The sequence below is a fragment of the Citrobacter sp. FDAARGOS_156 genome, from assembly GCF_001559235.2.
GTDB classification, from domain to species: Bacteria; Pseudomonadota; Gammaproteobacteria; order Enterobacterales; family Enterobacteriaceae; genus Citrobacter; species Citrobacter youngae.
Genome location: NZ_CP014030.2, coordinates 516,557 through 541,721, shown reverse-complemented (window position 1 = coordinate 541,721; position 25,165 = coordinate 516,557). Strand labels below are relative to the sequence as shown.

The 25,165-nt window shown below is 51.6% G+C and carries 15 protein-coding genes, 6 tRNA genes, 3 rRNA genes, 1 pseudogene and 1 riboswitch; of the genes and pseudogenes, 6 read left to right on the top strand and 19 right to left on the bottom strand.

The features are described 5' to 3' along the window. Nucleotides 1-22: 22 nt before the first annotated feature. The 4 genes from AL515_RS02635 to AL515_RS02620 all read right to left on the bottom strand — a co-directional run bounded on the left by AL515_RS02635 (nucleotide 23) and on the right by AL515_RS02620 (nucleotide 462). Nucleotides 23-98 (bottom strand) — tRNA-Thr (locus AL515_RS02635). A 5-nt stretch (nucleotides 99-103) separates the two neighbouring features. Further along, a tRNA-Gly gene (locus tag AL515_RS02630) sits at nucleotides 104-178 on the bottom strand. 115 nt (nucleotides 179-293) lie between these two features. Next, nucleotides 294-378: transfer RNA gene (locus tag AL515_RS02625), tRNA-Tyr, on the bottom strand. A gap of 8 nt (nucleotides 379-386) precedes the next feature. After that, nucleotides 387-462: transfer RNA gene (locus tag AL515_RS02620), tRNA-Thr, on the bottom strand. Between the two features lie 19 nt (nucleotides 463-481). Between AL515_RS02620 and AL515_RS23750 the strand changes: the two are divergent. Together AL515_RS23750 and coaA are read left to right on the top strand one after the other, a co-directional pair. Further along, a pseudogene (locus AL515_RS23750) lies at nucleotides 482-562 on the top strand (hypothetical protein); the annotation flags it as partial. A 290-nt stretch (nucleotides 563-852) separates the two neighbouring features. Beyond that, nucleotides 853-1,803: a type I pantothenate kinase gene (coaA, locus tag AL515_RS02615; protein ID WP_043018507.1), complete on the top strand. Its 951-nt coding sequence runs from the start codon at nucleotides 853-855 to the stop codon at nucleotides 1,801-1,803. 35 nt (nucleotides 1,804-1,838) lie between these two features. Here the strand turns inward: coaA and birA are convergent, their stop codons facing one another. From birA to btuB, 9 genes are all read right to left on the bottom strand, one after another. Continuing rightward, nucleotides 1,839-2,801 (bottom strand): bifunctional biotin--[acetyl-CoA-carboxylase] ligase/biotin operon repressor BirA, encoded by a 963-nt coding sequence (gene birA, locus AL515_RS02610; RefSeq protein ID WP_061066988.1) that lies wholly within the window; start codon nucleotides 2,799-2,801, stop codon nucleotides 1,839-1,841. Next, nucleotides 2,798-3,826, bottom strand: a complete 1,029-nt coding sequence (gene murB, locus AL515_RS02605; RefSeq protein WP_061066987.1) for a UDP-N-acetylmuramate dehydrogenase — start codon at nucleotides 3,824-3,826, stop codon at nucleotides 2,798-2,800. Before murB ends, birA begins: the two co-directional genes overlap by 4 nt. Nucleotides 3,827-4,037: 211 nt before the next feature. Then, nucleotides 4,038-4,153: ribosomal RNA gene (gene rrf, locus AL515_RS02600) — 5S ribosomal RNA — on the bottom strand. 93 nt (nucleotides 4,154-4,246) lie between these two features. Next, nucleotides 4,247-7,153: ribosomal RNA gene (locus AL515_RS02595) — 23S ribosomal RNA — on the bottom strand. 206 nt (nucleotides 7,154-7,359) lie between these two features. Beyond that, nucleotides 7,360-7,435: transfer RNA gene (locus tag AL515_RS02590), tRNA-Ala, on the bottom strand. Between the two features lie 108 nt (nucleotides 7,436-7,543). Further along, nucleotides 7,544-7,620, bottom strand: a tRNA-Ile gene (locus AL515_RS02585). 71 nt (nucleotides 7,621-7,691) lie between these two features. Continuing rightward, nucleotides 7,692-9,233: ribosomal RNA gene (locus AL515_RS02580) — 16S ribosomal RNA — on the bottom strand. The 16S, 23S and 5S rRNA genes sit together here with 2 tRNA genes alongside, the layout of an rRNA operon. Before the next feature lie 355 nt (nucleotides 9,234-9,588). Beyond that, on the bottom strand, nucleotides 9,589-10,440 hold the full coding sequence (gene murI / locus AL515_RS02575) for a glutamate racemase (protein ID WP_048213970.1): 852 nt from the start codon (nucleotides 10,438-10,440) through the stop codon (nucleotides 9,589-9,591). Further along, the gene (gene btuB / locus AL515_RS02570; protein WP_061066986.1) at nucleotides 10,385-12,223 is read right to left on the bottom strand and encodes a TonB-dependent vitamin B12 receptor BtuB; all 1,839 of its coding nucleotides are present in this window, start codon (nucleotides 12,221-12,223) and stop codon (nucleotides 10,385-10,387) included. Before btuB ends, murI begins: the two co-directional genes overlap by 56 nt. A gap of 64 nt (nucleotides 12,224-12,287) precedes the next feature. After that, a riboswitch (cobalamin riboswitch) is annotated at nucleotides 12,288-12,484 on the bottom strand. A gap of 115 nt (nucleotides 12,485-12,599) precedes the next feature. Between btuB and trmA the strand changes: the two genes are divergently transcribed. After that, a complete protein-coding gene (gene trmA / locus AL515_RS02565) occupies nucleotides 12,600-13,700 on the top strand; it encodes a tRNA (uridine(54)-C5)-methyltransferase TrmA (RefSeq protein WP_048213972.1) in 1,101 nt (366 codons plus the stop codon). Nucleotides 13,701-13,782: 82 nt separating this feature from the next. On the opposite strand, the gene AL515_RS02560 is transcribed toward trmA, so the two are convergent. Together AL515_RS02560 and fabR are read right to left on the bottom strand one after the other, a co-directional pair. Then, nucleotides 13,783-14,142, bottom strand: coding sequence for a YijD family membrane protein (locus AL515_RS02560; protein WP_003028863.1), 360 nt, complete (start codon nucleotides 14,140-14,142; stop codon nucleotides 13,783-13,785). Nucleotides 14,143-14,157: 15 nt separating this feature from the next. Beyond that, the gene (fabR, locus tag AL515_RS02555) at nucleotides 14,158-14,793 is read right to left on the bottom strand and encodes an HTH-type transcriptional repressor FabR (protein WP_003028862.1); all 636 of its coding nucleotides are present in this window, start codon (nucleotides 14,791-14,793) and stop codon (nucleotides 14,158-14,160) included. Nucleotides 14,794-14,984: 191 nt separating this feature from the next. Between fabR and sthA the strand changes: the two genes are divergently transcribed. Next, nucleotides 14,985-16,385 carry a Si-specific NAD(P)(+) transhydrogenase gene (sthA, locus tag AL515_RS02550; RefSeq protein ID WP_040233022.1) on the top strand — a complete coding sequence of 467 codons (1,401 nt, stop codon included), beginning with the start codon at nucleotides 14,985-14,987 and terminating at the stop codon, nucleotides 16,383-16,385. Here the strand turns inward: sthA and oxyR are convergent. From oxyR to argC, 4 genes are all read right to left on the bottom strand, one after another. Further along, complete coding sequence (gene oxyR / locus AL515_RS02545; RefSeq protein WP_003028858.1) at nucleotides 16,368-17,285, bottom strand: DNA-binding transcriptional regulator OxyR; 918 nt, start codon at nucleotides 17,283-17,285, stop codon at nucleotides 16,368-16,370. The two genes, sthA and oxyR, sit on opposite strands and share 18 nt — an antisense overlap. A gap of 284 nt (nucleotides 17,286-17,569) precedes the next feature. Next, nucleotides 17,570-18,943, bottom strand: a complete 1,374-nt coding sequence (gene argH, locus AL515_RS02540) for an argininosuccinate lyase (RefSeq protein WP_048213973.1) — start codon at nucleotides 18,941-18,943, stop codon at nucleotides 17,570-17,572. A gap of 108 nt (nucleotides 18,944-19,051) precedes the next feature. After that, on the bottom strand, nucleotides 19,052-19,825 hold the full coding sequence (gene argB / locus AL515_RS02535) for an acetylglutamate kinase (RefSeq protein ID WP_048213974.1): 774 nt from the start codon (nucleotides 19,823-19,825) through the stop codon (nucleotides 19,052-19,054). A gap of 10 nt (nucleotides 19,826-19,835) precedes the next feature. Next, on the bottom strand, nucleotides 19,836-20,840 hold the full coding sequence (gene argC / locus AL515_RS02530; RefSeq protein WP_061066985.1) for an N-acetyl-gamma-glutamyl-phosphate reductase: 1,005 nt from the start codon (nucleotides 20,838-20,840) through the stop codon (nucleotides 19,836-19,838). 155 nt (nucleotides 20,841-20,995) lie between these two features. On the opposite strand from argC, the gene argE reads away from it, so the two are divergent. Together argE and ppc are read left to right on the top strand one after the other, a co-directional pair. After that, on the top strand, nucleotides 20,996-22,147 hold the full coding sequence (gene argE / locus AL515_RS02525; protein ID WP_061066984.1) for an acetylornithine deacetylase: 1,152 nt from the start codon (nucleotides 20,996-20,998) through the stop codon (nucleotides 22,145-22,147). A 242-nt stretch (nucleotides 22,148-22,389) separates the two neighbouring features. Next, nucleotides 22,390-25,041, top strand: a complete 2,652-nt coding sequence (ppc, locus tag AL515_RS02520) for a phosphoenolpyruvate carboxylase (RefSeq protein ID WP_048213977.1) — start codon at nucleotides 22,390-22,392, stop codon at nucleotides 25,039-25,041. The last annotated feature ends 124 nt before the right edge of the window (nucleotides 25,042-25,165 follow it).

Here is a 25,165-nt window from a genome sequence, read left to right as displayed (position 1 = left end):
GAAACGGGAGGGAGAAGTGAAGTGGTGCTGATACCCAGAGTCGAACTGGGGACCTCACCCTTACCAAGGGTGCGCTCTACCAACTGAGCCATATCAGCACGTCTGGAGCGGGCAGCGGGAATCGAACCCGCATCATCAGCTTGGAAGGCTGAGGTAATAGCCATTATACGATGCCCGCATCCTGAAACTCGGCTACCCAGTTCTTTCTGTAACAAAAAAGAGATTTCTCTCTTTTATGTTTGAGCTGATTAAATTTTTTAACCAACTCAGGCGGCGATAACGCTGCCAGAAAGTGGTGGTGGGGGAAGGATTCGAACCTTCGAAGTCTGTGACGGCAGATTTACAGTCTGCTCCCTTTGGCCGCTCGGGAACCCCACCGGACTTGATGGTGCCGACTACCGGAATCGAACTGGTGACCTACTGATTACAAGTCAGTTGCTCTACCTACTGAGCTAAGTCGGCATCAAGTAGCGCGCATTCTATGGATACCTGCGTGCTCATGCAACTAAAAAATTGCATAAAATGTTCTTCCGCTCACATTTTGCACTATACGTCCGATAAATAATCTATTTCTTATCTGAATTGAACAAATTTCCAACGTTGAGCGTTATAACCGGAGAGAGTTTTGCTCCGTTATTCACGTCCAGACAGAGAGAAAGCACATCTTTATACATCTGGAATACTCGTCACAATGCTTTTCAGGGGACGATTTTTTCTTATTATTCCCCCTCATCTGGTGTTACCCTCCTGCCCATTGTCCAAATTAACTGAAATGTGCGTGCCATTGCGTGCCGGGGATGATTTCGTTTTTTATCACTGACCTGATATAGCAATGACAGCCAGACCATGCGTATGAGTATAAAAGAGCAAGCGTTAACGTCGCCTTACCTACAGTTTGATCGCAACCAGTGGGCTGCGCTTCGTGATTCAGTGCCGATGACCCTGACCGAGGAAGAGATTGCTCGTCTTAAAGGCATTAACGAAGACTTATCGCTGGAAGAAGTTGCCGAGATTTATTTGCCTCTATCGCGTTTGCTAAATTTTTACATCAGTTCGAACCTGCGACGTCAGGCAGTGCTGGAGCAATTTTTAGGCACGAATGGCGAGCGTATTCCTTATATCATTAGTATTGCTGGCAGCGTCGCTGTCGGTAAAAGTACGACAGCGCGCGTTTTGCAGGCACTGCTTAGCCGCTGGCCAGAGCACCGCAAAGTTGAGCTGATTACGACCGATGGGTTTCTTCACCCAAACCAGGTGTTGAAAGAACGCGGGCTCATGAAGAAGAAAGGCTTCCCTCAGTCTTATGATATGCACCGTCTGGTAAAATTTGTTTCCGACCTGAAGTCAGGCGTCCCTAACGTCACAGCGCCGGTCTATTCTCATCTGATCTATGATGTGATCCCTGATGGTGACAAAACCGTTGCCCAGCCCGACATATTAATACTCGAAGGGCTAAATGTATTACAAAGCGGGATGGACTATCCTCACGATCCACATCATGTATTTGTTTCTGACTTTGTCGACTTTTCTATTTATGTTGATGCGCCAGAAGAATTACTCCAGACGTGGTATATCAACCGTTTTCTGAAATTCCGTGAAGGGGCGTTTACCAACCCGGACTCTTATTTCCATAACTATGCAAAATTATCAGAAGATGAGGCTATCAACACTGCCACATCGCTATGGAAAGAAATCAACTGGCTGAATTTAAAGCAAAATATTTTACCAACGCGTGAAAGAGCCAGCTTGATAATGACTAAAAGTGCCAATCATGCCGTTGAGCAAGTCAGGTTAAGAAAATAAATAAAAAAGGGGAGCCGATGCTCCCCTTCTTTTTATTATTCAGCGCTTCTGAGCGATATTTCCCCACCCATCCATGGCTTTATCTCACCATTCTGCTCCAGCAATAGTGCACCTTGAGTATCTATTCCCCGCGAGACACCAAATATTTCTTTATCGCCAATAATGAGTTTAACCGGGCGGTTGATAAAGTTATCAAGTGCCTTCCAGCGTGATAAATAAGGCACTAACCCCTCTTGCTCAAACAGTATCAGTGCAGCACGAAGCTCGCGGATCAGTCGAGCCGCAAGAGTATTGCGGTCAATGTTTATGCCTGCTTCCTGTAGGTTAATCCACCCCTGATTAACCACATTCTCTTCGACCCGGCGCATAGACATGTTAATTCCGGCACCAATAACGATTTGTGCGGCATCACCCGTCTTACCGGTCAGTTCAACCAGGATCCCTGCCAGTTTACGATCGAGCAAATAGAGATCATTAGGCCATTTAACACGTACTTTATCCGCACCCAGATCGCGTAAAACCTCAGCCATGACGATACCAATCACCAGACTCAGACCAATTGCAGCGGCCGGCCCTTGTTCCAGCCGCCAGAACATCGAGAGGTATAGGTTAGCGCCAAAGGGAGAGAACCATTTACGTCCACGGCGGCCGCGCCCGGCCTGCTGATATTCAGCGACGCAGGCATCCCCTGACTCCAGCTGACCTATTCGGTCCATCAGGTACTGATTGGTTGAGTCGATAACCGGCAGGACAGTGATATTTCCACCATCCAGTTGAGAATGAATAAGTGAGGCATCTAATAGTTGGATAGGCTCCGGTAAGCTGTATCCTTTACCAGGGACAGTAAATACATCAACACCCCAGTCACGTAGCGTCTGGACATGCTTATTGATTGCCGCACGGCTCATTCCCAGCGTTTCACCGAGTTGCTCACCGGAGTGAAATTCGCCATCGGCTAATAATGAAATAAGCGTCAGGGGGACGGTATTATCCTTCATGCAACGATCTCCACGGCATTCACCTCACCCTGCGGACCAATAAACCGGACCTCTGGTTCGAGCCAGACATTAAATTTCTCACCGACTTTTTGGCGCACATGGTGTGCAAGTTGCACTACATCCTGACTCGTCGCATTATCTGCATTGATCAGCACCAGTGCCTGCTGCTGATGTACCGCTGCGCCACCAATGCGCATGCCTTTAAGCTGGCATTGATCGATAAGCCAGCCAGCAGCCAGTTTCACAGAACCATCAGCCTGCGGATAATGAGGCGCAATCGGAAATTTCGCCAGAAGTTCCTGTGCGATATTCGAACTGACAACCGGATTTTTAAAGAAACTCCCCGCATTACCGTTTACTTTTGGATCGGGCAGCTTTGTGGTGCGCATATGACAAACAGAATCAAAAACCTGCTGAGGCGTTACCGTTGAAGGATCCAGGCGCGTCAGGTCACCGTAAGTGAGGACGGGCTGCCACTGTTTAGGTAAACGCAGCCCAACGGCTACAATCGCGAAACGATCCTGGTACTCATGCTTGAAGATGCTGTCGCGGTATCCAAATCGGCATTCTGTGGCACTTACACGCAGATGCTTACCGGTAGCCAGTTCAATGCAGTCCACATATTCGCAAACACGCTGAAGTTCCACACCATAAGCACCAATATTCTGGATTGGCGATGAGCCAACACAGCCGGGAATAAGCGCCAGGTTTTCCAGTCCAGGCATGCCAAGCTGCAATGTATGCTGTACCAGATGATGCCAGTTCTCACCAGCCCCAACGTGTAGGTACCACGCGTCAGGCTTCTCTGTAACCTCTATACCTTTGATACGGTTGACGATCACCGTTCCCTGGAAGGTATCAAGAAACAGGACGTTACTCCCTTCGCCCAGAATCAGTACTGGATGATGCGATGCATTGGCTGATTGCCAGGCATTCAGTAATTGTTGTTCATTTTCGGCGCAGACAAGTTCATTCGTTTGCTGATCGATACCGAAGGTGTTCCAGGCTTTAAGGGAGTGATTCATAGACGCTTTCCTGATGCAAAATCGCGCCTAGTTTACCGCATATACCGCAGGATGGCTTGTGTTATGGAGGCTCAGGATATTGCTTTGCACCCGATGGTGCTGCGATCTGCCTGATGCGCTGCGCTTATCAGGCCTACAACAGCCTGGTTATCCGGAAATACAGACGTAAAAAAGCCCATCCGTCAGGATGGGCTTCTTCACTTTATTTGATGCCTGGCAGTTCCCTACTCTCGCATGGGGAGACCCCACACTACCATCGGCGCTACGGCGTTTCACTTCTGAGTTCGGCATGGGGTCAGGTGGGACCACCGCGCTACAGCCGCCAGGCAAATTCTGTTTATCAGACCGCTTCTGCGTTCTGATGTCATCTGTAATCAAGCTGAATCTGATGTCTCTTCGCCAAAACATCTTCGGCGTTGTAAGGTTAAGCCTCACGGTTCATTAGTATCGGTTAGCTCAATGTATCGCTACACTTACACACCCGACCTATCAACGTCATCGTCTTTAACGTTCCTTCAGGAGACTTATAGTCTCAGGGAGAACTCATCTCGGGGCAAGTTTCGTGCTTAGATGCTTTCAGCACTTATCTCTTCCGCATTTAGCTACCGGGCAATGCCATTGGCATGACAACCCGAACACCAGTGATGCGTCCACTCCGGTCCTCTCGTACTAGGAGCAGCCCCCCTCAATTCTCCAGCGCCCACGGCAGATAGGGACCGAACTGTCTCACGACGTTCTAAACCCAGCTCGCGTACCACTTTAAATGGCGAACAGCCATACCCTTGGGACCTACTTCAGCCCCAGGATGTGATGAGCCGACATCGAGGTGCCAAACACCGCCGTCGATATGAACTCTTGGGCGGTATCAGCCTGTTATCCCCGGAGTACCTTTTATCCGTTGAGCGATGGCCCTTCCATTCAGAACCACCGGATCACTAAGACCTGCTTTCGCACCTGCTCGAGCCGTCACTCTCGCAGTCAAGCTAGCTTATGCCTTTGCACTAACCTCCTGATGTCCGACCAGGATTAGCTAACCTTCGTGCTCCTCCGTTACTCTTTAGGAGGAGACCGCCCCAGTCAAACTACCCACCAGACACTGTCCGCAACCCGGATTACGGGTCCACGTTAGAACACCAGCCATTAAAGGGTGGTATTTCAAGGTTGGCTCCATGCAGACTGGCGTCCACACTTCAAAGCCTCCCACCTATCCTACACATCAAGGACCAGTGTTCAGTGTCAAGCTATAGTAAAGGTTCACGGGGTCTTTCCGTCTTGCCGCGGGTACACTGCATCTTCACAGCGAGTTCAATTTCACTGAGTCTCGGGTGGAGACAGCCTGGCCATCATTACGCCATTCGTGCAGGTCGGAACTTACCCGACAAGGAATTTCGCTACCTTAGGACCGTTATAGTTACGGCCGCCGTTTACCGGGGCTTCGATCAAGAGCTTCTCCTTACGGATAACCCCATCAATTAACCTTCCGGCACCGGGCAGGCGTCACACCGTATACGTCCACTTTCGTGTTTGCACAGTGCTGTGTTTTTAATAAACAGTTGCAGCCAGCTGGTATCTTCGACTGATTTCAGCTCCATGAGTAAATCACTTCACCTACATATCAGCGTGCCTTCTCCCGAAGTTACGGCACCATTTTGCCTAGTTCCTTCACCCGAGTTCTCTCAAGCGCCTTGGTATTCTCTACCTGACCACCTGTGTCGGTTTGGGGTACGATTTCGTGTTACCTGATGCTTAGAGGCTTTTCCTGGAAGCAGGGCATTTGTTACTTCAGCACCGTAGTGCCTCGTCATCACACCTCAGCGTTAAAAAGGTACCGGATTTACCTGGAACCTCCGCCTACATGCTTAAACCGGGACAACCGTCGCCCGGCTAACATAGCCTTCTCCGTCCCCCCTTCGCAGTAACACCAAGTACAGGAATATTAACCTGTTTCCCATCGACTACGCCTTTCGGCCTCGCCTTAGGGGTCGACTCACCCTGCCCCGATTAACGTTGGACAGGAACCCTTGGTCTTCCGGCGTGCGGGTTTTTCACCCGCATTATCGTTACTTATGTCAGCATTCGCACTTCTGATACCTCCAGCATGCCTCACGACACACCTTCAACGGCTTACAGAACGCTCCCCTACCCAACAACACATAGTGTCGCTGCCGCAGCTTCGGTGCACAGTTTAGCCCCGTTACATCTTCCGCGCAGGCCGACTCGACCAGTGAGCTATTACGCTTTCTTTAAATGATGGCTGCTTCTAAGCCAACATCCTGGCTGTCTGTGCCTTCCCACATCGTTTCCCACTTAACTGTGACTTTGGGACCTTAGCTGGCGGTCTGGGTTGTTTCCCTCTTCACGACGGACGTTAGCACCCGCCGTGTGTCTCCCGTGATAACATTCTTCGGTATTCGCAGTTTGCATCGGGTTGGTAAGTCGGGATGACCCCCTAGCCGAAACAGTGCTCTACCCCCGAAGATGAATTCACGAGGCGCTACCTAAATAGCTTTCGGGGAGAACCAGCTATCTCCCGGTTTGATTGGCCTTTCACCCCCAGCCACAAGTCATCCGCTAATTTTTCAACATTAGTCGGTTCGGTCCTCCAGTTAGTGTTACCCAACCTTCAACCTGCCCATGGCTAGATCACCGGGTTTCGGGTCTATACCCTGCAACTTAACGCCCAGTTAAGACTCGGTTTCCCTTCGGCTCCCCTATTCGGTTAACCTTGCTACAGAATATAAGTCGCTGACCCATTATACAAAAGGTACGCAGTCACCCCATAAAGAGGCTCCCACTGCTTGTACGTACACGGTTTCAGGTTCTTTTTCACTCCCCTCGCCGGGGTTCTTTTCGCCTTTCCCTCACGGTACTGGTTCACTATCGGTCAGTCAGGAGTATTTAGCCTTGGAGGATGGTCCCCCCATATTCAGACAGGATACCACGTGTCCCGCCCTACTCTTCGAGTTCACAACCTGTGCATTTTGGTGTACGGGACTATCACCCTGTACCGTCGGACTTTCCAGACCGTTCCACTAACACACAAGCTGATTCAGACTCTGGGCTGCTCCCCGTTCGCTCGCCGCTACTGGGGGAATCTCGGTTGATTTCTTTTCCTCGGGGTACTTAGATGTTTCAGTTCCCCCGGTTCGCTTCATTACGCTATGGATTCACGTAATGATAGTGTGTCGAAACACACTGGGTTTCCCCATTCGGAAATCGCCGGTTATAACGGTTCATATCACCTCACCGACGCTTATCGCAGATTAGCACGTCCTTCATCGCCTCTGACTGCCAGGGCATCCACCGTGTACGCTTAGTCGCTTAACCTCACAACCCGAAGATGTTTCGTAAAACATCACCGTGTTGCGAAAATTTGAGAGACTCGAACACACCGCTTTTCATTTCTTATTACGGAGAAATGAAACAGTGTGTCGTTTCAATTTTCAGCTTGATCCAGATTTTTAAAGAGCAAAACTTCGCAGTGAACCTTTTCAGGTACACTCTGAAGTTTTCTTGTGTTTTTGCAGTAAAGATGGTGGAGCTATGCGGGATCGAACCGCAGACCTCCTGCGTGCAAAGCAGGCGCTCTCCCAGCTGAGCTATAACCCCATCGTAAATGCTAGTCTCTGTACCCTAATTCGTTTCCGGGCAAGGCGCGGTGGTGCGAAGCATACTGAAGTATGCGAGCATCGCCGTAACACAGCACGGAGGCGAATTTGGTAGGCCTGAGTGGACTTGAACCACCGACCTCACCCTTATCAGGGGTGCGCTCTAACCACCTGAGCTACAAGCCTGCAGAGATTTTCTTACTGCTAATTTTCATCAGACAATCTGTGTGAGCACTACAAAGAACGTTTCTTTAAGGTAAGGAGGTGATCCAACCGCAGGTTCCCCTACGGTTACCTTGTTACGACTTCACCCCAGTCATGAATCACAAAGTGGTAAGCGCCCTCCCGAAGGTTAAGCTACCTACTTCTTTTGCAACCCACTCCCATGGTGTGACGGGCGGTGTGTACAAGGCCCGGGAACGTATTCACCGTGGCATTCTGATCCACGATTACTAGCGATTCCGACTTCATGGAGTCGAGTTGCAGACTCCAATCCGGACTACGACGCACTTTATGAGGTCCGCTTGCTCTCGCGAGGTCGCTTCTCTTTGTATGCGCCATTGTAGCACGTGTGTAGCCCTACTCGTAAGGGCCATGATGACTTGACGTCATCCCCACCTTCCTCCAGTTTATCACTGGCAGTCTCCTTTGAGTTCCCGACCGAATCGCTGGCAACAAAGGATAAGGGTTGCGCTCGTTGCGGGACTTAACCCAACATTTCACAACACGAGCTGACGACAGCCATGCAGCACCTGTCTCACGGTTCCCGAAGGCACCAAGCCATCTCTGGCAAGTTCCGTGGATGTCAAGAGTAGGTAAGGTTCTTCGCGTTGCATCGAATTAAACCACATGCTCCACCGCTTGTGCGGGCCCCCGTCAATTCATTTGAGTTTTAACCTTGCGGCCGTACTCCCCAGGCGGTCGACTTAACGCGTTAGCTCCGGAAGCCACGCCTCAAGGGCACAACCTCCAAGTCGACATCGTTTACGGCGTGGACTACCAGGGTATCTAATCCTGTTTGCTCCCCACGCTTTCGCACCTGAGCGTCAGTCTTTGTCCAGGGGGCCGCCTTCGCCACCGGTATTCCTCCAGATCTCTACGCATTTCACCGCTACACCTGGAATTCTACCCCCCTCTACAAGACTCTAGCCTGCCAGTTTCGGATGCAGTTCCCAGGTTGAGCCCGGGGATTTCACATCCGACTTGACAGACCGCCTGCGTGCGCTTTACGCCCAGTAATTCCGATTAACGCTTGCACCCTCCGTATTACCGCGGCTGCTGGCACGGAGTTAGCCGGTGCTTCTTCTGCGAGTAACGTCAATCACTAAGGTTATTAACCTTAATGCCTTCCTCCTCGCTGAAAGTACTTTACAACCCGAAGGCCTTCTTCATACACGCGGCATGGCTGCATCAGGCTTGCGCCCATTGTGCAATATTCCCCACTGCTGCCTCCCGTAGGAGTCTGGACCGTGTCTCAGTTCCAGTGTGGCTGGTCATCCTCTCAGACCAGCTAGGGATCGTCGCCTAGGTGAGCCGTTACCCCACCTACTAGCTAATCCCATCTGGGCACATCCGATGGCAAGAGGCCCGAAGGTCCCCCTCTTTGGTCTTGCGACATTATGCGGTATTAGCTACCGTTTCCAGTAGTTATCCCCCTCCATCGGGCAGTTTCCCAGACATTACTCACCCGTCCGCCACTCGTCACCCAAGGAGCAAGCTCCTCTGTGCTACCGTTCGACTTGCATGTGTTAGGCCTGCCGCCAGCGTTCAATCTGAGCCATGATCAAACTCTTCAATTTAAGTTTGATGCTCGTGAATTAAACTTCGTAATGAATTACGTATGTTCACTCAGAGACTTGGTATTCATTTTTCGTCTTGCGACGTTAAGAATCCGTATCTTCGAGTGCCCACACAGATTGTCTGATAAATTGTTAAAGAGCAGTTGCGACGCGCTTTAGCGCTCTGTCGCGAGGTGGCGTATATTACGTTTTCCTCATTCAGAGTCAAGCATTTATTTTTGCTTTTCTCCGCTGACCCGGCGGCGTGTAATCCGTTGTTCCGTGTCAGTGGAGGCGCATTATAGGGAGTTATTTCAGGCTGACAAGGGGAAATTTAAAATAATTCTCCGATTGCGTATTTTTTCACCAAAACAGACTAAATTGCCAGTTTTTCGAGCGTTTTGAAGCCATAGCGCTGCAACACTGGCAATAATTGTTCAGCCTCTGTTGTCATTGCCATGCAAAATGCCACATTCTCATCGGCCGATTTTGCATCTGGCGCTTCGTGTTCTAATAACCAGGCCGTTCGACGCGCAATCGCAGCACCAGAATCCACCAGCCTCGTCCCCTCGGGCAGGACCTGTAAAAGCTCTTCCTGTAATAGAGGGAAATGGGTGCATCCAAGGACCACCGTATCAGGAGGTTCCGACATCCGCAGCCACGGTCTCAGAATACGGCGCAGCTCTTCCAGAGAAACTGTTTCGCCGTGCAGCTTCGCTTCTGCCAGCTCCACCAACTCAGCGGATCCCAACATCGCTATCTGACACTCGTTAGCAAAGCGCGCAATCAATTCGTGTGTGTACGAGCGTTTCACCGTCGCGCGCGTCGCCAGTAGCCCTACAATACCATTCGCCGTGAGCCGCGCCGCGGGTTTAATCGCAGGCACCACACCGACAACCGGAAAAGCGAACTTTTCACGTAATGCCGGGAGTGACACCGTGCTGGCGGTATTGCATGCGATAACCGCAAGTGCGAGGGGATATCGTTGCTGAACTGCAGTCACAATCTCAACAACACGCTCAACGATAAACTCTTCGCTTTTCTCACCATAAGGAAAGGCGACGTTATCGAAAGCATATATATAGTGGAGATCCGGCAGGAGATTCCGGATCTCATTGTAGACCGACAACCCACCGACGCCGGAATCAAACACCAGCACGGTGGGACGTGAATCAGAAGGTGTAGCTGCCAGACAAGGTGTATTCCCGTCCTGCAGTTGGGTAGCCATAAACTGTCTCGTAATCTTTATCGAACAGGTTGGCGATTTTACCACGAACTGTCAGTTGTGAGGTGATCGGATATGACACTGCCAAATCCCACAAACTCACACCGCCCATTTTTACCGGTTGATAAGTAACGTAGTCCGTATCGTATCGCGTCCCCAGATATTGATATGTCAGGCCCCAATCAAAATCATAGACCTGCCAGTCGAGCTGGTATTTCACCTGCTGTTTAGAACGACGAGCCAGTGGCTCGTTGGTAATCGCATTACGCGAATCTACGTAGTCGTAGCTAAGCGTATGCGCCAACGGCCCGGTGTCGAAGTTTGCAGTCGCTTCGATACCTTTAATACGCGCTTTGCCTTCGTTGTAGTACTTTTGAGTGTGGGTGTTGTAGTCGATCATGTCATCGATATCGTTGCGATACCCTGACACGCGCCAGTTAACCCCTGATGTTATCCCTTCAAACGCCCCTTCCCACTGCTTACTCTCTTCGGGATCAAGGTTTGCATTGCCGTAATAGCCATGCAACTGACCCAAATTTGGCGCTTTGTAAGATGTGCCATAGGAGGCAATGAAACGATAGCCTTCGATAAACTCCCATCCGGCACTGGTTTGCCATGTACCATGACGACCAAACTCAGAGTTATCATCACTACGTGCTGCACCTTCGAAGGTGAAGTCACCAAGCTGCTGCAATCCCGTCAAATAAAGGCCAGTATTACGTTGGTCGTAACCGTCCGTAACATACCCAGTGCCTGGTTCCGTAGTTTGCTTTTGCCAGTCCACGCCTGCACCAATGTTACCGTGGCCAACAACTATGCTGTTTGACCACTGAACATTATACTGCTTCATATCATCTAACGTGGCCGAGGAATCATAGCGGCCATAGTTCGGATCATAGTTGTAGTCTTTACTGTGGCTGTAGCTCGAAACCAGTTGTGACTGAATCAGCTCGCCATTAAAACGTAACCCAGCGTCCCAGCTCTGGCTATACAGCTGTCGGGTATCAAGTAGCGCCGAGCCAGGAGAATAATACGAGTCATAATCTGTGCGGTTATCATAACCATAACCACGAACAAACCCGCTCCATGTCTCGGAGAAGTTGTGCTCCAGTGCGCCATACAGCGTCTTGCTTAAGAAACCGTCTTTATCCGGTTGAGCCTGTGCGCCAGTGCTACCGTAGGCCACGACATCGAAGCCTTTGGTGTAGGCATAATCGCCCATCAACGTGACACGCGTATTTTCGCCAAGCTGTTGTTGGGTTGCGATATCGTAATTTTGATACCCATTGCTTCCCACGCCGGCAGTCAGTTCCGTCCCTGGTTTTTCGCGCGTAGTAATGATATTCACCACGCCGCCAATCGCATCCGAACCATATATAGCGGAACGCGGCCCGCGGATATACTCAATACGTTGCACCAGCGATACCGGGAACTGGCTAAGATCGGCCGAGCCGCTAACTCCCGCTAAATTAAGACGCACACCATCTATCAACACCAGAACATGGCTGGAGTTAGTACCGCGAATAAAAATAGACGAGTTTTGCCCCATACCGCCGCTTTGTGCGATATCAACACCAGGCAAACGACGCAATACATCGTTTACCGAGGTAGATTGCCAGCGATCGATGTCCTGACGTGTAACGACGGTGATGGGTGCAAGTACTGCACTTAGGGGCTGCTGAAAACGGTTGGCAGTAACGACGAGAGTATCTGGGCTAGCATCCTGCGCCCAACCAGAAGATGCCGCGACGGAAAGCGCCGTCAACAGCAACGATTTTTTAATCATTGTAAAGCATCCACAATATAAGAAGGATGCCGCAGGTCCACCGATAGTACGCGATAGTGAAAACCAGATGCGACGTTAGCCGGCAGGTCTTCGGGCTTGGAAGGTTATTCAGGATACCGAATAAAAAGAAATGAGGACTTCCCACCCACAGGCAGTGTCTGCTTTACGCTCTCATTTCACCTTTCCTTACCGCTGCGCGTCAGCTCCAGATTTACACTGGATTCCCTTTTAACTCACAGGACCGGAAAACGGATGCTACAGTTTGTTACAACCTGGTGTCCAGACCGGATATCACAATATCGGAAATCATCAATAACTGGACATCTGATGAGCAATCCCTACAATCCCCGCGTACTTTTATTTTTCAGGACGCATCATGACCCCCGAACACCTTCCGACAGAACAGTACGACGCCCAGTTAGCTGAGAAAGTGGTGCGTCTGCAGAGCTTAATGACGCCATTTTATGCACAGGCTCCGGAAGTGTTCCGCTCACCGGTTAGCCATTACCGTATGCGTGCCGAGTTCCGTCTGTGGCATGACGGGGACGACCTGTACCACATCATGTTCGACAGCCAAACAAAAAACCGTATTCGCGTCGACAGCTTTCCGGCGGCCAGCGAGCTTATCAATACGCTGATGACGGCAATGATTGCAGGTGTACGCAACAACCACGTCCTGCGCCACAAACTGTTTCAGATTGATTACCTCACCACCCTGAGCGATCAGGCGGTGGTATCGATGCTGTACCATAAAAAGCTGGATGATGAATGGCGTAAGGAAGCCGAAGCGCTGCGGGATGCGCTGCGGGCGCAAAACCTGAACGTGCATTTGATTGGCCGGGCCACCAAAACCAAAATTGAGCTGGACCAGGACTACATTGACGAACGCTTGCCGGTTGCAGGTAAAGAGATTATCTACCGCCAGGTTGAGAACAGTTTTACCCAGCCGAATGCCGCCATGAATATCCAGATGCTGGAATGGGCAATTGATGTCACCAGAGGATCAAAAGGCGACCTGCTTGAGCTGTACTGCGGTAATGGCAACTTCTCGTTAGCTCTGGCGCAAAACTTCAACCGCGTACTGGCCACCGAAATCGCCAAACCTTCCGTTGCTGCAGCCCAGTACAACATTGCGGCTAACCATATTGATAACGTGCAAATTATTCGTATGGCGGCCGAAGAGTTTACTCAGGCGATGAACGGTGTTCGCGAGTTCAACCGTTTGCAGGGAATCGATCTGAAGAGTTACCAGTGTGAAACCATTTTCGTTGACCCACCGCGCAGCGGGCTGGACAGCGAAACGGAAAAAATGGTGCAGGCGTATCCGCGGATTCTGTACATCTCCTGCAACCCGGAGACGCTGTGTAAGAACCTGGAAACATTAAGCCAGACGCACAATGTTTCACGTCTGGCGCTGTTCGATCAATTCCCGTATACGCACCATATGGAGTGCGGAGTACTGTTAACGAAGAAGTAAGACTGAACGGAGGCCGGATAAGCACTACCGGTTCAGATTGCCGGATGGCGGCTTTGCCTTATCCGGCCTACAGCGACAACGGTTACTCCACAATTTCCTGTTTACGGTTACGCACTTTAAAGCCGATCCAGAACACCAGAATCACCGACAGTACCGCCGGGAAGAAGTTAGAGCCAATATCCGGATATTCAGCACGTACCACGGTGCTGTACAACAGAACGCCGAGAATAAAACAGGCGGCAGCCAGGCCCGGTAGCCCCACAGGCATAGTGCGGTTCTGATAGCGTTGATGCAGACAATAAACCGTCAGCACCAGCGAAATAATCGGGAATACTGAGAATGGCACAATGGAGCTAAACAGCGCCGCAAATGTGCCATTGATCGATAAGCCAGCAACCAGCGCCAGCAGCAGCGTACCTTTATCTTGACCTGACTGTTTCATTGCTTGTCCTTCTCGTTACTCGGAGTGGTGCGTCATCTTCTCTTGTTCACGGCGGTACCAATAAAATGCGCCTTTCGCGATCATGCGCAGTTGCAATACCAGCCGCTCTTCCAGCTGCCGACGCTGTTCAGCGCCAACATCCAGTGCTTCTGCCCCGGCGCTGAAAACAATGGTTACCATGGCTTCGGCTTGCGCTTCAGTAAACGCACGAGGCATATGGTTTTCGAGTTCCAGATAGTCCGCAAGTTCCGCAATGAAGTGCTGAATTTCACGTGCGACCGCTGCACGAAACGCTGCGGAAGTCCCCGAACGCTCGCGCAATAATAAACGGAAGGCGTTAGGATTGTTGCCGATGAACTCCATAAATGTTGAGACCGAGGTGCGGATCACACTCCCGCCTTTAGCGATGCGCTGACGCGCCTGGCGCATCAACTGGCGCAGCATCAGACCACTCTCGTCCACCATCGTCAGACCGAGTTCATCCACATCGCGGAAATGGCGATAAAACGAGGTTGGCGCAATGCCCGCTTCACGAGCGACTTCGCGTAAACTGAGGCTGGCAAAACTACGCTCAGCGCTGAGTTGACTAAATGCGGCTTCTACCAGCGAACGCCGGGTTTTCTCTTTTTGTTGCGCTCTAACGCCCATCACGATGTCTGAATCCTTCCACATACCTTGCTGGCACTATACCAGAGATTAGGCGGTTGGCATGGCTTTGTGAATGATTGTTTACGCGCAGTTTGTGCTTCGACTTCGCAAAAAAGCACAACGATAATTGGGTTATCCCGACAACGATGTTACTATTCTGTTGCTTTTATGTATAAGAACAGGTAAGCCTGACCATGTCACATTCCTACGATTACGATGCAATAGTAATAGGTTCCGGTCCCGGCGGCGAAGGCGCTGCAATGGGTCTGGTTAAGCAAGGAGCGCGCGTCGCGGTAATTGAGCGCTATCATAACGTCGGCGGAGGCTGTACCCATTGGGGCACAATCCCGTCGAAAGCGCTCCGCCACGCAGTCAGCCGTATTATCGAATTCAATCAGAACCCACTTTATAGCGACCATTCCCGACTTCTTCGTTCTTCTTTCGCCGATATTCTCAACCACGCTGATAACGTCATTAATCAGCAAACGCGTATGCGGCAAGGATTTTACGAGCGTAACCACTGCGAAATTTTGCAGGGCAATGCCCGTTTTGTTGATGAACACACGATCGCCCTGGAATGCCACGACGGTACAGTGGAAACACTCACCGCAGATAAGTTTGTTATTGCCTGTGGCTCACGCCCTTATCACCCAACTGACGTCGATTTTTCGCACCCACGCGTTTACGACAGTGATTCTATCCTCAGCCTGCATCACGAACCTCGCCATGTTCTGATTTATGGCGCAGGCGTGATTGGCTGTGAATATGCGTCGATCTTCCGTGGAATGGACGTAAAAGTTGATTTAATCAACACCCGCGATCGCCTGCTGGCATTCCTCGATCAAGAGATGTCCGATTCGCTCTCATACCACTTCTGGAACAGCGGCGTGGTCATTCGCCACAATGAAGAGTATGAGCGGATTGAAGGCTGTGATGACGGCGTCATCATGCACCTGAAATCCGGTAAAAAGCTGAAAGCAGACTGTCTGCTGTACGCCAATGGCCGTACCGGTAATACCGATTCGCTGGCACTGGAAAATATTGGTCTGAAAACCGACAGTCGCGGGCAGCTAAAAGTAAATAGCATGTATCAGACCGCGCTGCCGCACGTCTATGCCGTTGGCGATGTGATCGGTTACCCAAGCCTGGCATCTGCAGCTTACGATCAGGGGCGTATCGCCGCCCAGGCACTGGTCAAAGGCGAAGCCACCGCGCATCTGATCGAAGATATCCCGACCGGGATTTATACCATTCCGGAAATCAGCTCCGTCGGTAAAACCGAACAGCAGCTAACGGCAATGAAAGTCCCATACGAAGTCGGTCGCGCCCAGTTTAAACATCTGGCGCGGGCGCAAATCGTCGGTATGAGTGTCGGAACGCTGAAGATTTTGTTCCATCGCGAGACCAAAGAGATTTTGGGGATCCACTGCTTTGGGGAACGCGCAGCCGAAATTATTCATATCGGTCAGGCGATCATGGAGCAAAAAGGTGGTGGTAACACCATCGAGTACTTCGTTAACACCACCTTTAACTACCCAACCATGGCAGAAGCCTATCGGGTAGCGGCGCTAAATGGCTTAAACCGCCTGTTTTAACGCACTGTCGAAATGGCCATCCATTGATCCCCGGATGGCCTCTGCCAGCTGTTCATAACGGCTGCGCAGCGGCGAACCAGGACGGTACACCAGACCAATCGTACGACGCGGTTCGGGTTTAATGCATGGCAGATAAACGACACCATCACGCTTACGCTCCGGCGGAACAGCCAGCGCAGGCAGTAAGGTAATCCCGCTTCCAGCCGCCACCATGTTACGCAGCGTTTCCAGACTGGTTGCCCGAAAATGGGTATCTTCATCAGCACCCGCTTCAAAGCAGAAGCCCATTGCCTGATCGCGCAGGCAGTGCCCATCTTCCAGCATCAGCAGTTTTTCACCCGCCAGATCGGACATCGGTACACAGTCACGGTTTGCCCACGGATGATCTTCATAGATCGCCAGCAGCATAGGCTCATCAAATAGCGGTACTTCGATGAACGCCTCACTCTCTTTCACCAACGCCAGAATCACGCAGTCGAGCTTACCGCTATCCAGTTGCGCTAACAGCTGATGCGTCTGCGCTTCATGCAGGTACATTTCCAGTTTCGGGAAGGTCTGGTGCAACATAGGGATAATATGCGGCAACAGGTATGGCCCCACCGTTGGGATCAAACCAATGTGCAGCGGGCCTGACATTGTCTCGCCTTGTTGGCTTGCCATTTCCTTGAGCACTTTGACCTCGCGCAGCACGGTACGCGCCTGATCCACCAGCAGTAAACCTGCCTGAGTGAACAGCACTTTACGACTCGTACGCTCCAGCAGCATAACGCCAAGCTCATCTTCCAGTTTGCGGATTTGCCCGCTAAGCGTTGGCTGGCTGACGTGGCAGGAGTCCGCCGCTCGCCGGAAGTGACGATGCTCGGCTAGCGCCACCAGGTATTCAAGATCACGAATATTCATTATTCATCCTCCATCGCCACGATAGTTCATGGCGATAGGTAGCATAGCAACGAACGATTATCCCTATCAAGCTTTCTGTTTAATAATGCACCACAGAAACGGAACGGTACCCTTTAACCCTTGAAGCGCCTGTCCGTTCTCATACTCGAAATAACTAAAGCCAACGTGAACTTTTGCGGACCTCTGGTCCGCATTTTTTTGCATAAAAAAGCCCGGCTTAATGCCAGGCTCTGATAACTTTTTGCCTGATGACGCTACGCTTATCAGGCCTACAACAACAAAGGTTATGCGAGACGCGCCTTTGCATCGTCGATTGCCTGCGCGACCTGCTGCGGCGATACGCCGCCTTTCGCCGCACGCTTATCCAGACAGGATTGCAGTGAGAGTATCGGATAGACATCATCGCCAATGACGCTGCTGAACTTTTGCAAGTCAGCAAGCGACAGCGCTTCCAGCGGTTTACCCTGACGAATCGCCTCAACCACCGTCTCACCTACGATATGGTGTGCTTCGCGGAACGGAACACCTTTGGCAACCAGATAATCCGCCAATTCAGTGGCGTTGGCATAACCCTGCTGCGCCGCTTCCTGACAACGCGGACGTTTCACCTGGATGCCATCCAGCACCAGCGCGGCCATATGCAGACAGTCCAGCCAGGTGTCGAGCGCGTCGAACAGCCCTTCTTTGTCTTCCTGCATATCTTTGTTGTATGCCAGCGGGAGGCCTTTTAACGTCATCATCATGCCGGTCAGCGCACCCTGCACGCGACCGCATTTGCCACGGATCAGCTCTAATGCATCCGGGTTTTTCTTCTGCGGCATCAGAGATGAACCTGAGGTCACACGATCGGACAGCTCGACAAAGCCCGCTTCACCGGTGTTAAAGAAAATCAGATCTTCAGCAAAACGCGACAGATGCACCATGCCGATAGAGGCATCAGAGAGCAACTCCAGTACATGGTCACGATCAGAAACGCTGTCCAGGCTGTTGCGGGTCGCCGAGGCAAAGCCCAACCAGCCCGCCAGTTGCTCGCGATCGATTTCATACGCCGTACCCGCCAGCGCGCCGCAGCCTAACGGACTAACGTCCAGACGCTTAAGCGCGTCCTGCAGACGGCTCTCGTCACGTGCCAGCATTTCGACATAAGCCAGACACCAGTGAGCAAACGTCACCGGCTGTGCACGTTGCAAGTGTGTGTAACCCGGCATAACCGCGTCCTGATTATCTTGCGCGGTGTCGACCAACGCGCTTTGCAACTGACGATTAGCAGACAGCAGTTCCATGACCGTGTCTTTGCACCACAGTTTAAGATCAGTTGCCACCTGGTCATTACGGCTACGCCCGGTGTGCAGTTTTTTACCTAACTGCCCGACTTTATCAATCAGCTTGCCTTCCACCCAGCTGTGAATATCTTCCGCATCGCTTTGCAGGATCTGCTGCGGATTCGCGCGAACCTCTTCCAGCAGATTATTCAACGCTTCTTCCAGCTGCAGTTGTTCATCAGCAGTCAGTACGCCGACGGTTACCAGCGCTTTGGACCAGGCCACAGAGCCGACAATATCCTGCTCTGCCAGGCGGTAGTCAAAACGCAACGAGTCGTTGAACTGTTTGAACCGCTGATCTGCTGCCTGTGTAAAACGCCCACCCCAAAGTGCCATAACGAATTTCCTTAATATGATATTTTTGCCCGGAGGCGCTGCGCTTACCGGGCCTACAAAACCCATCCAGGCCGGATAAGGCGAAGCCGCCATCCGGCACATTAATAGTTAAGCCAGAATACGCGTACCAATCGGCGTGCCGTTAAACAGCGCCGGGAGTTGCTCAGCATGACGCCAGGAAGCGATATCTACCGGGCGGCCCAGCGTACGCGCAGCATCCAGCGCCGCATTGACCTTCACGATCATGCCATCGGTAATAATGCCCTGTTCAATCAACTGTTCCGCTTTCGTCGCGGTCATTTCGGCAATACGCTGGCCTTTGCCATCCAGAATACCGCTCACATCAGAAAGCAGGATCAGATCCGCACCCAGCGTTGCCGCCAGCGCCGTCGCCGCCTGATCGGCATTAACGTTCATCAACAGCCCATCCTCAGTAACGCCAATAGAGCTCACTACCGGCAGAAAACCGCTTTCCAGCAGCGTGTTAATCAGCTTAGGCGAACCCGGCTGCGCCAGTCCAACGTGACCCAACTCTTTATCGAGTGGCGTCACTTTTACACTGTCGCCATCGCCAAGATACAGACCCACAGAGGCAATTTGATGTTTCTTCGCCCAGGCCAGTAAAGTTTTATTCGCGGTTCCCGCCAGTGCCCCTGTGATGATGTCGATTTGATCGGCTGGCGTAACACGCAGACCATTTTTCTTTTTCACCGGCAGATTGAGTTGTTTCATCAGCTCGTCGACGACACAGCCACCACCGTGCACAATGACCAGCGGACGCTGATGCGACTCGCGATAATTTACCAGCGCGGTAAACAGACGCTCCAGCGCCTCTTCGCTATCCAGTAAAACGCCGCCCAGCTTGATAATTAATGGATTCATTGTTGCACCCTTAAATAAGAGACTGCGTTTGGGCAAAGCCAAAACGAATATTTGCGCACTGCATCGCCTGTGCCGCCGCGCCTTTCAATAAGTTGTCTTCCGTCGCCACGACGATCAGGTGTTCACCCTGTACGGCAAACCCGATATCGCAGAACGGTAATCCAACCACATTCTTCAGCGCCGGAACCCCTTTGTCATACAGACGCACCAGCGGTTTATCGCCATACGCCTGTTGCAGCGTCTGCGCTACCTGAGCCTGAGTTACACCCGCATTCAGACGGCAGGTAATGGTTTCCAGGATCCCACGTGGGAAATTGCCCAGATGTGGAGTGAAGATCACCTCCGTACCCAGGTGAGTCGCGATTTCCGGCTGATGGCGGTGAGTAAACACGCCATATGGTTGCAGGCTCACTTCACAAAAGCTGTTCGAAATAGCGGCCTTACGGCCCGCACCGCTCACCCCACTGGTGGCGTTAATCACCGGCCACTGACGGAGATCCAACAGCCCGGCATCAATCAGTGGTTTCAGCGACAATTGTGCTGCCGTCGGGTAACAACCCGGCACAGCAATCAAATTCGCGTCTTTCAGTCTGTCTGCGCTCCACTCAGCCAGACCGTATACCGCCTGTTCCAGCAGTTCAGGATGCTGATGGGTAAAGCCATAGTATTTCTCATAAAATGCGCCGTCGTTTACGCGAAACGCGCCTGAGAGGTCAAACACCACACACCCGGCACGCAGAAACTGCGGTGCCAGATCATGACTGACCTCATGAGCCGTCGCGAGAAACACAACGTCCACCCCTGCGCTAAACTCGCTGATATCGGACATTGGCTGTAACGGCAAATCGACAATGCCTTTTAGCTGCGGATGTAAATCGGAGATTAATTTTCCTGCATCATTGCTTTGCGCTGAGACGGTCAAAGCGGTTATGGTCATATCAGGATGGCGATTTACATAGGTCACAAGCTCTGCGCCAGCGTAGCCACTCGCGCCCACAATCAGCGTATTCAACATCGGAGCTGTTCACCTTCTTAGATTCGGTTGCCAGGTATAAGCCTTTATCACCTCACCTTACACTTGGTGGGTTTTATTACGCTCAACGTTATTGTATTTTTATTCACAAATACTGCATGAATATTGATACTATCATGACCCGAGGTGTGTCAACAATGAAAAACAATTTACCGCCATTTATCGAGATTTACCGCGCTCTGATTGCCACACCGTCGATTAGCGCAACCGAAGAAGCGCTCGATCAAAGCAATGCAGGTTTAATCACTCTGCTGGCGAACTGGTTTAAAGATTTAGGCTTCAATGTTGAAGTTCAGCCTGTTCCTGGTACGCGCAATAAATTCAACATGCTGGCGAGTGTCGGGCACGGTGCTGGCGGCCTGTTGTTGGCAGGCCATACCGATACCGTACCTTTTGACGATGGCCGTTGGACACGCGATCCCTTCACCCTCACCGAACACGACAATAAGCTTTACGGTCTGGGTACGGCGGATATGAAAGGCTTTTTCGCCTTTATTCTCGATGCACTGCGCGGTGTAGATGTAACGAAACTGAAAAAACCACTCTACATTCTGGCTACCGCTGATGAAGAAACCAGTATGGCCGGCGCACGTTACTTTTCTGAAACGACCTCGCTCCGCCCGGACTGTGCAATCATTGGCGAACCGACATCTCTGCAGCCCGTTCGCGCGCACAAAGGCCATATCTCCAACGCAATTCGAATTTTGGGTCAGTCGGGTCACTCAAGCGATCCGGCACGCGGCGTGAATGCGATTGAACTGATGCATGATGCCATCGGCCATATCATGAAGCTGCGCGATGACCTGAAAGAACGCTATCACCATGACGCCTTTACCGTGCCGTACCCCACGTTAAATCTGGGTCATATTCATGGCGGCGATGCTGCTAACCGTATCTGCGCCTGCTGCGAACTGCATATGGATATTCGCCCACTACCCGGCATGACGCTTAACGATCTGAATGGGCTACTCAACGATGCGCTGGCCCCGGTCAGTGAACGTTGGCCGGGTCGCCTGACGGTATCGGAACTGCATCCGCCCATTCCTGGCTATGAGTGTCCGCCGGACCATCAGCTGGTCGAGGTGGTTGAGAAACTGCTGGGCGCACAGACTGAAGTAGTGAACTACTGCACCGAAGCGCCCTTTATCCAGACGCTGTGTCCGACGCTGGTATTGGGTCCCGGTTCTATTAATCAGGCACATCAGCCGGATGAATATCTGGAAACACGCTTTATTAAGCCAACCCGCGAATTAATCACCCAGGTTGTGCACCATTTCTGCTGGCATTAGCGGCTTGTTGCCCTGATAACCCTTTAGGGGTAATTGGGGCGATTTCTTAACATTTCCATAAGCAACGCTTATTTGGTTCGATGTGAATTAAATAACGTAAATTGCCGCCATTTTTTCGTTTGCTGAACCGATTTCGCAGCAATTGACGCCACGAGTTTTACGTGGCTTTATAAAAGACGGCTAAAAAGTTAAGCCCGAAAAATACAGGGCTAATAATTTCAAGATGGGGTGTCTGGGTAAATATGAACGAACAATATTCCGCGTTGCGTAGTAATGTCAGTATGCTCGGCAAAGTGCTGGGAGAGACCATCAAGGACGCGCTGGGAGAGAACATTCTCGACCGCGTAGAAACAATCCGTAAGTTGTCCAAGTCATCCCGCGCTGGCAATGAAGTTAATCGCCAGGAACTGCTCACCACACTGCAAAATCTGTCTAACGACGAGCTGCTGCCCGTTGCCCGCGCATTTAGCCAGTTCCTGAATCTGGCCAATACCGCCGAGCAGTACCATAGTATTTCGCCAAAAGGCGAAGCTGCCAGCAACCCGGAAGTGATTGCTCGCACCCTGCGTAAATTGAAAGACCAGCCCAACCTCGATGAAACCACCATCAAGAAAGCCGTGGAATCGCTGTCTCTGGAGCTGGTGTTGACCGCGCACCCAACCGAAATCACCCGCCGCACCTTGATTCATAAAATGGGTGAAGTAAACGCATGCCTCAAACAGCTTGATAATAAAGACATCGTCGATTACGAGCGCCACCAGCTGATGCGTCGTCTGCGTCAGTTGATTGCTCAGTCCTGGCATACGGATGAAATCCGTAAACTACGACCAAGCCCGGTTGATGAAGCCAAATGGGGCTTCGCAGTGGTTGAAAACAGCCTGTGGGAAGGCGTACCCAACTACCTGCGCGAGCTAAATGAACAGCTGGAAGAACATCTGGGCTATAAGCTACCTGTCGATTTTGTTCCGGTACGTTTTACCTCCTGGATGGGCGGCGACCGTGATGGTAACCCGAATGTCACCGCAGATATCACCCGCCATGTGCTGCTGCTTAGCCGTTGGAAAGCCACTGACCTGTTCCTGAAAGACATCCAGTTTTTGATTTCTGAACTGTCGATGGTTGAAGCCACTCCGGAACTGATGGCGCTGGTCGGTGAAGAAGGTGCGGCAGAACCTTATCGCTATCTGATGAAAATGCTGCGTTCACGTCTGATGGCAACTCAGGCCTGGCTGGAAGCGCGTCTGAAAGGCGAAAAACTGCCAAAACCTGTTGGCCTGCTAACCCAAAACGAACAGCTTTGGGAGCCGCTATACGCGTGTTACCAGTCTCTACAGGCCTGTGGTATGGGCATCATCGCCAATGGCGAGTTGCTCGACACCCTTAGGCGCGTGAAATGTTTTGGCGTACCGCTGGTACGCATTGATATTCGTCAGGAAAGCACTCGTCATACCGAAGCACTGGGCGAACTGACCCGCTATCTGGGAATTGGCGACTACGAAAACTGGTCAGAAGCGGATAAACAAGCGTTCCTGATCCGCGAGCTGAATTCCAAGCGTCCGCTGCTGCCGCGTCACTGGGAACCGAGCAACGATACCCGTGAAGTGCTCGATACCTGCCGGGTGATTGCCGAAGCGCCTTATGGCTCCATTGCTGCCTATGTTATCTCAATGGCGAAAACACCGTCTGACGTACTGGCGGTGCATTTACTGCTGAAAGAATCCGGCATTGGTTTTGCTATGCCTGTTGCCCCGCTGTTTGAGACGCTGGACGACCTGAACAACGCCGATGATGTCATGAGCCAGCTACTGAATATCGACTGGTATCGCGGCTTTATTCAGGGCAAACAGATGGTCATGATTGGCTACTCTGACTCCGCAAAAGATGCGGGCGTGATGGCGGCCTCCTGGGCGCAATACCAGGCACAGGACGCGCTGATCAAAACCTGCGAAAAAGCCGGTATCGAACTGACGCTGTTCCACGGTCGCGGCGGCTCCATTGGTCGCGGCGGCGCGCCTGCCCATGCGGCACTGCTCTCTCAACCGCCAGGCAGCCTGAAAGGCGGCCTGCGCGTGACAGAACAAGGTGAGATGATCCGCTTTAAGTACGGCCTGCCGGAAGTCACCATCAGCAGCCTGTCGCTGTACACTGCCGCAATTCTGGAGGCTAACCTGTTACCGCCGCCGGAGCCAAAAGATAACTGGCGTCATATCATGGATGAGCTTTCAGATATCTCCTGCGATCTCTATCGTGGATATGTTCGTGAAAACAAAGACTTTGTACCTTACTTCCGTTCCGCAACACCAGAGCAGGAACTGGGCAAGTTACCACTCGGCTCACGTCCGGCAAAACGTCGCCCGACCGGTGGCGTAGAGTCTCTGCGTGCTATTCCGTGGATCTTCGCCTGGACGCAGAACCGCCTGATGCTTCCGGCCTGGCTGGGTGCGGGTACGGCACTGCAAAAAGTGGTTGAAGACGGTAAGCAAAGCGAGCTTGAAGCAATGTGCCGTGACTGGCCATTCTTCTCCACGCGTCTTGGCATGCTGGAGATGGTGTTCTCAAAAGCTGACCTGTGGCTGGCGGAGTACTACGATCAGCGCCTGGTCAAAAAAGAGCTTTGGCCATTGGGTGAAGAACTGCGTCAGCGTCTGGAAGCCGATATCAATGTGGTGTTGGCAATCGCCAATGACTCACATTTGATGGCCGATCTACCATGGATTGCCGAGTCTATTCAGTTAAGGAATATTTATACTGACCCACTGAACGTCTTACAGGCCGAATTATTATATCGTTCGCGCCAGGCAGAAGAGCAAGGTCATGCACCAGACCCACGCGTCGAACAAGCGCTGATGGTGACAATTGCTGGCGTTGCTGCCGGCATGCGTAACACCGGCTAATTTTTATGCCTGTCACCCTCGTGCTATTGCGCGAGGGTGATATAAAATACTGCTGTCATAACCATCTCATTTTTAATATATTCCTGTCTGCATTTTATACATCCAATGGATATTTGTTAGCAGA

Coding starts and splice junctions, on each gene's coding strand:
- argB (WP_048213974.1), bottom strand. CDS start 19,825: ATGAATCCATTAATTATCAAGCTGGGCGGCGTTTTACTGGATAGCGAA.
- birA (WP_061066988.1), bottom strand. CDS start 2,801: ATGAAGGATAATACCGTCCCCCTGACGCTTATTTCATTATTAGCCGAT.
- sthA (WP_040233022.1), top strand. CDS start 14,985: ATGTCACATTCCTACGATTACGATGCAATAGTAATAGGTTCCGGTCCC.
- ppc (WP_048213977.1), top strand. CDS start 22,390: ATGAACGAACAATATTCCGCGTTGCGTAGTAATGTCAGTATGCTCGGC.
- argE (WP_061066984.1), top strand. CDS start 20,996: ATGAAAAACAATTTACCGCCATTTATCGAGATTTACCGCGCTCTGATT.
- coaA (WP_043018507.1), top strand. CDS start 853: ATGAGTATAAAAGAGCAAGCGTTAACGTCGCCTTACCTACAGTTTGAT.
- argH (WP_048213973.1), bottom strand. CDS start 18,943: ATGGCACTTTGGGGTGGGCGTTTTACACAGGCAGCAGATCAGCGGTTC.
- btuB (WP_061066986.1), bottom strand. CDS start 12,223: ATGATTAAAAAATCGTTGCTGTTGACGGCGCTTTCCGTCGCGGCATCT.
- oxyR (WP_003028858.1), bottom strand. CDS start 17,285: ATGAATATTCGTGATCTTGAATACCTGGTGGCGCTAGCCGAGCATCGT.
- trmA (WP_048213972.1), top strand. CDS start 12,600: ATGACCCCCGAACACCTTCCGACAGAACAGTACGACGCCCAGTTAGCT.
- murB (WP_061066987.1), bottom strand. CDS start 3,826: ATGAATCACTCCCTTAAAGCCTGGAACACCTTCGGTATCGATCAGCAA.
- murI (WP_048213970.1), bottom strand. CDS start 10,440: ATGGCTACCCAACTGCAGGACGGGAATACACCTTGTCTGGCAGCTACA.
- AL515_RS02560 (WP_003028863.1), bottom strand. CDS start 14,142: ATGAAACAGTCAGGTCAAGATAAAGGTACGCTGCTGCTGGCGCTGGTT.
- argC (WP_061066985.1), bottom strand. CDS start 20,840: ATGTTGAATACGCTGATTGTGGGCGCGAGTGGCTACGCTGGCGCAGAG.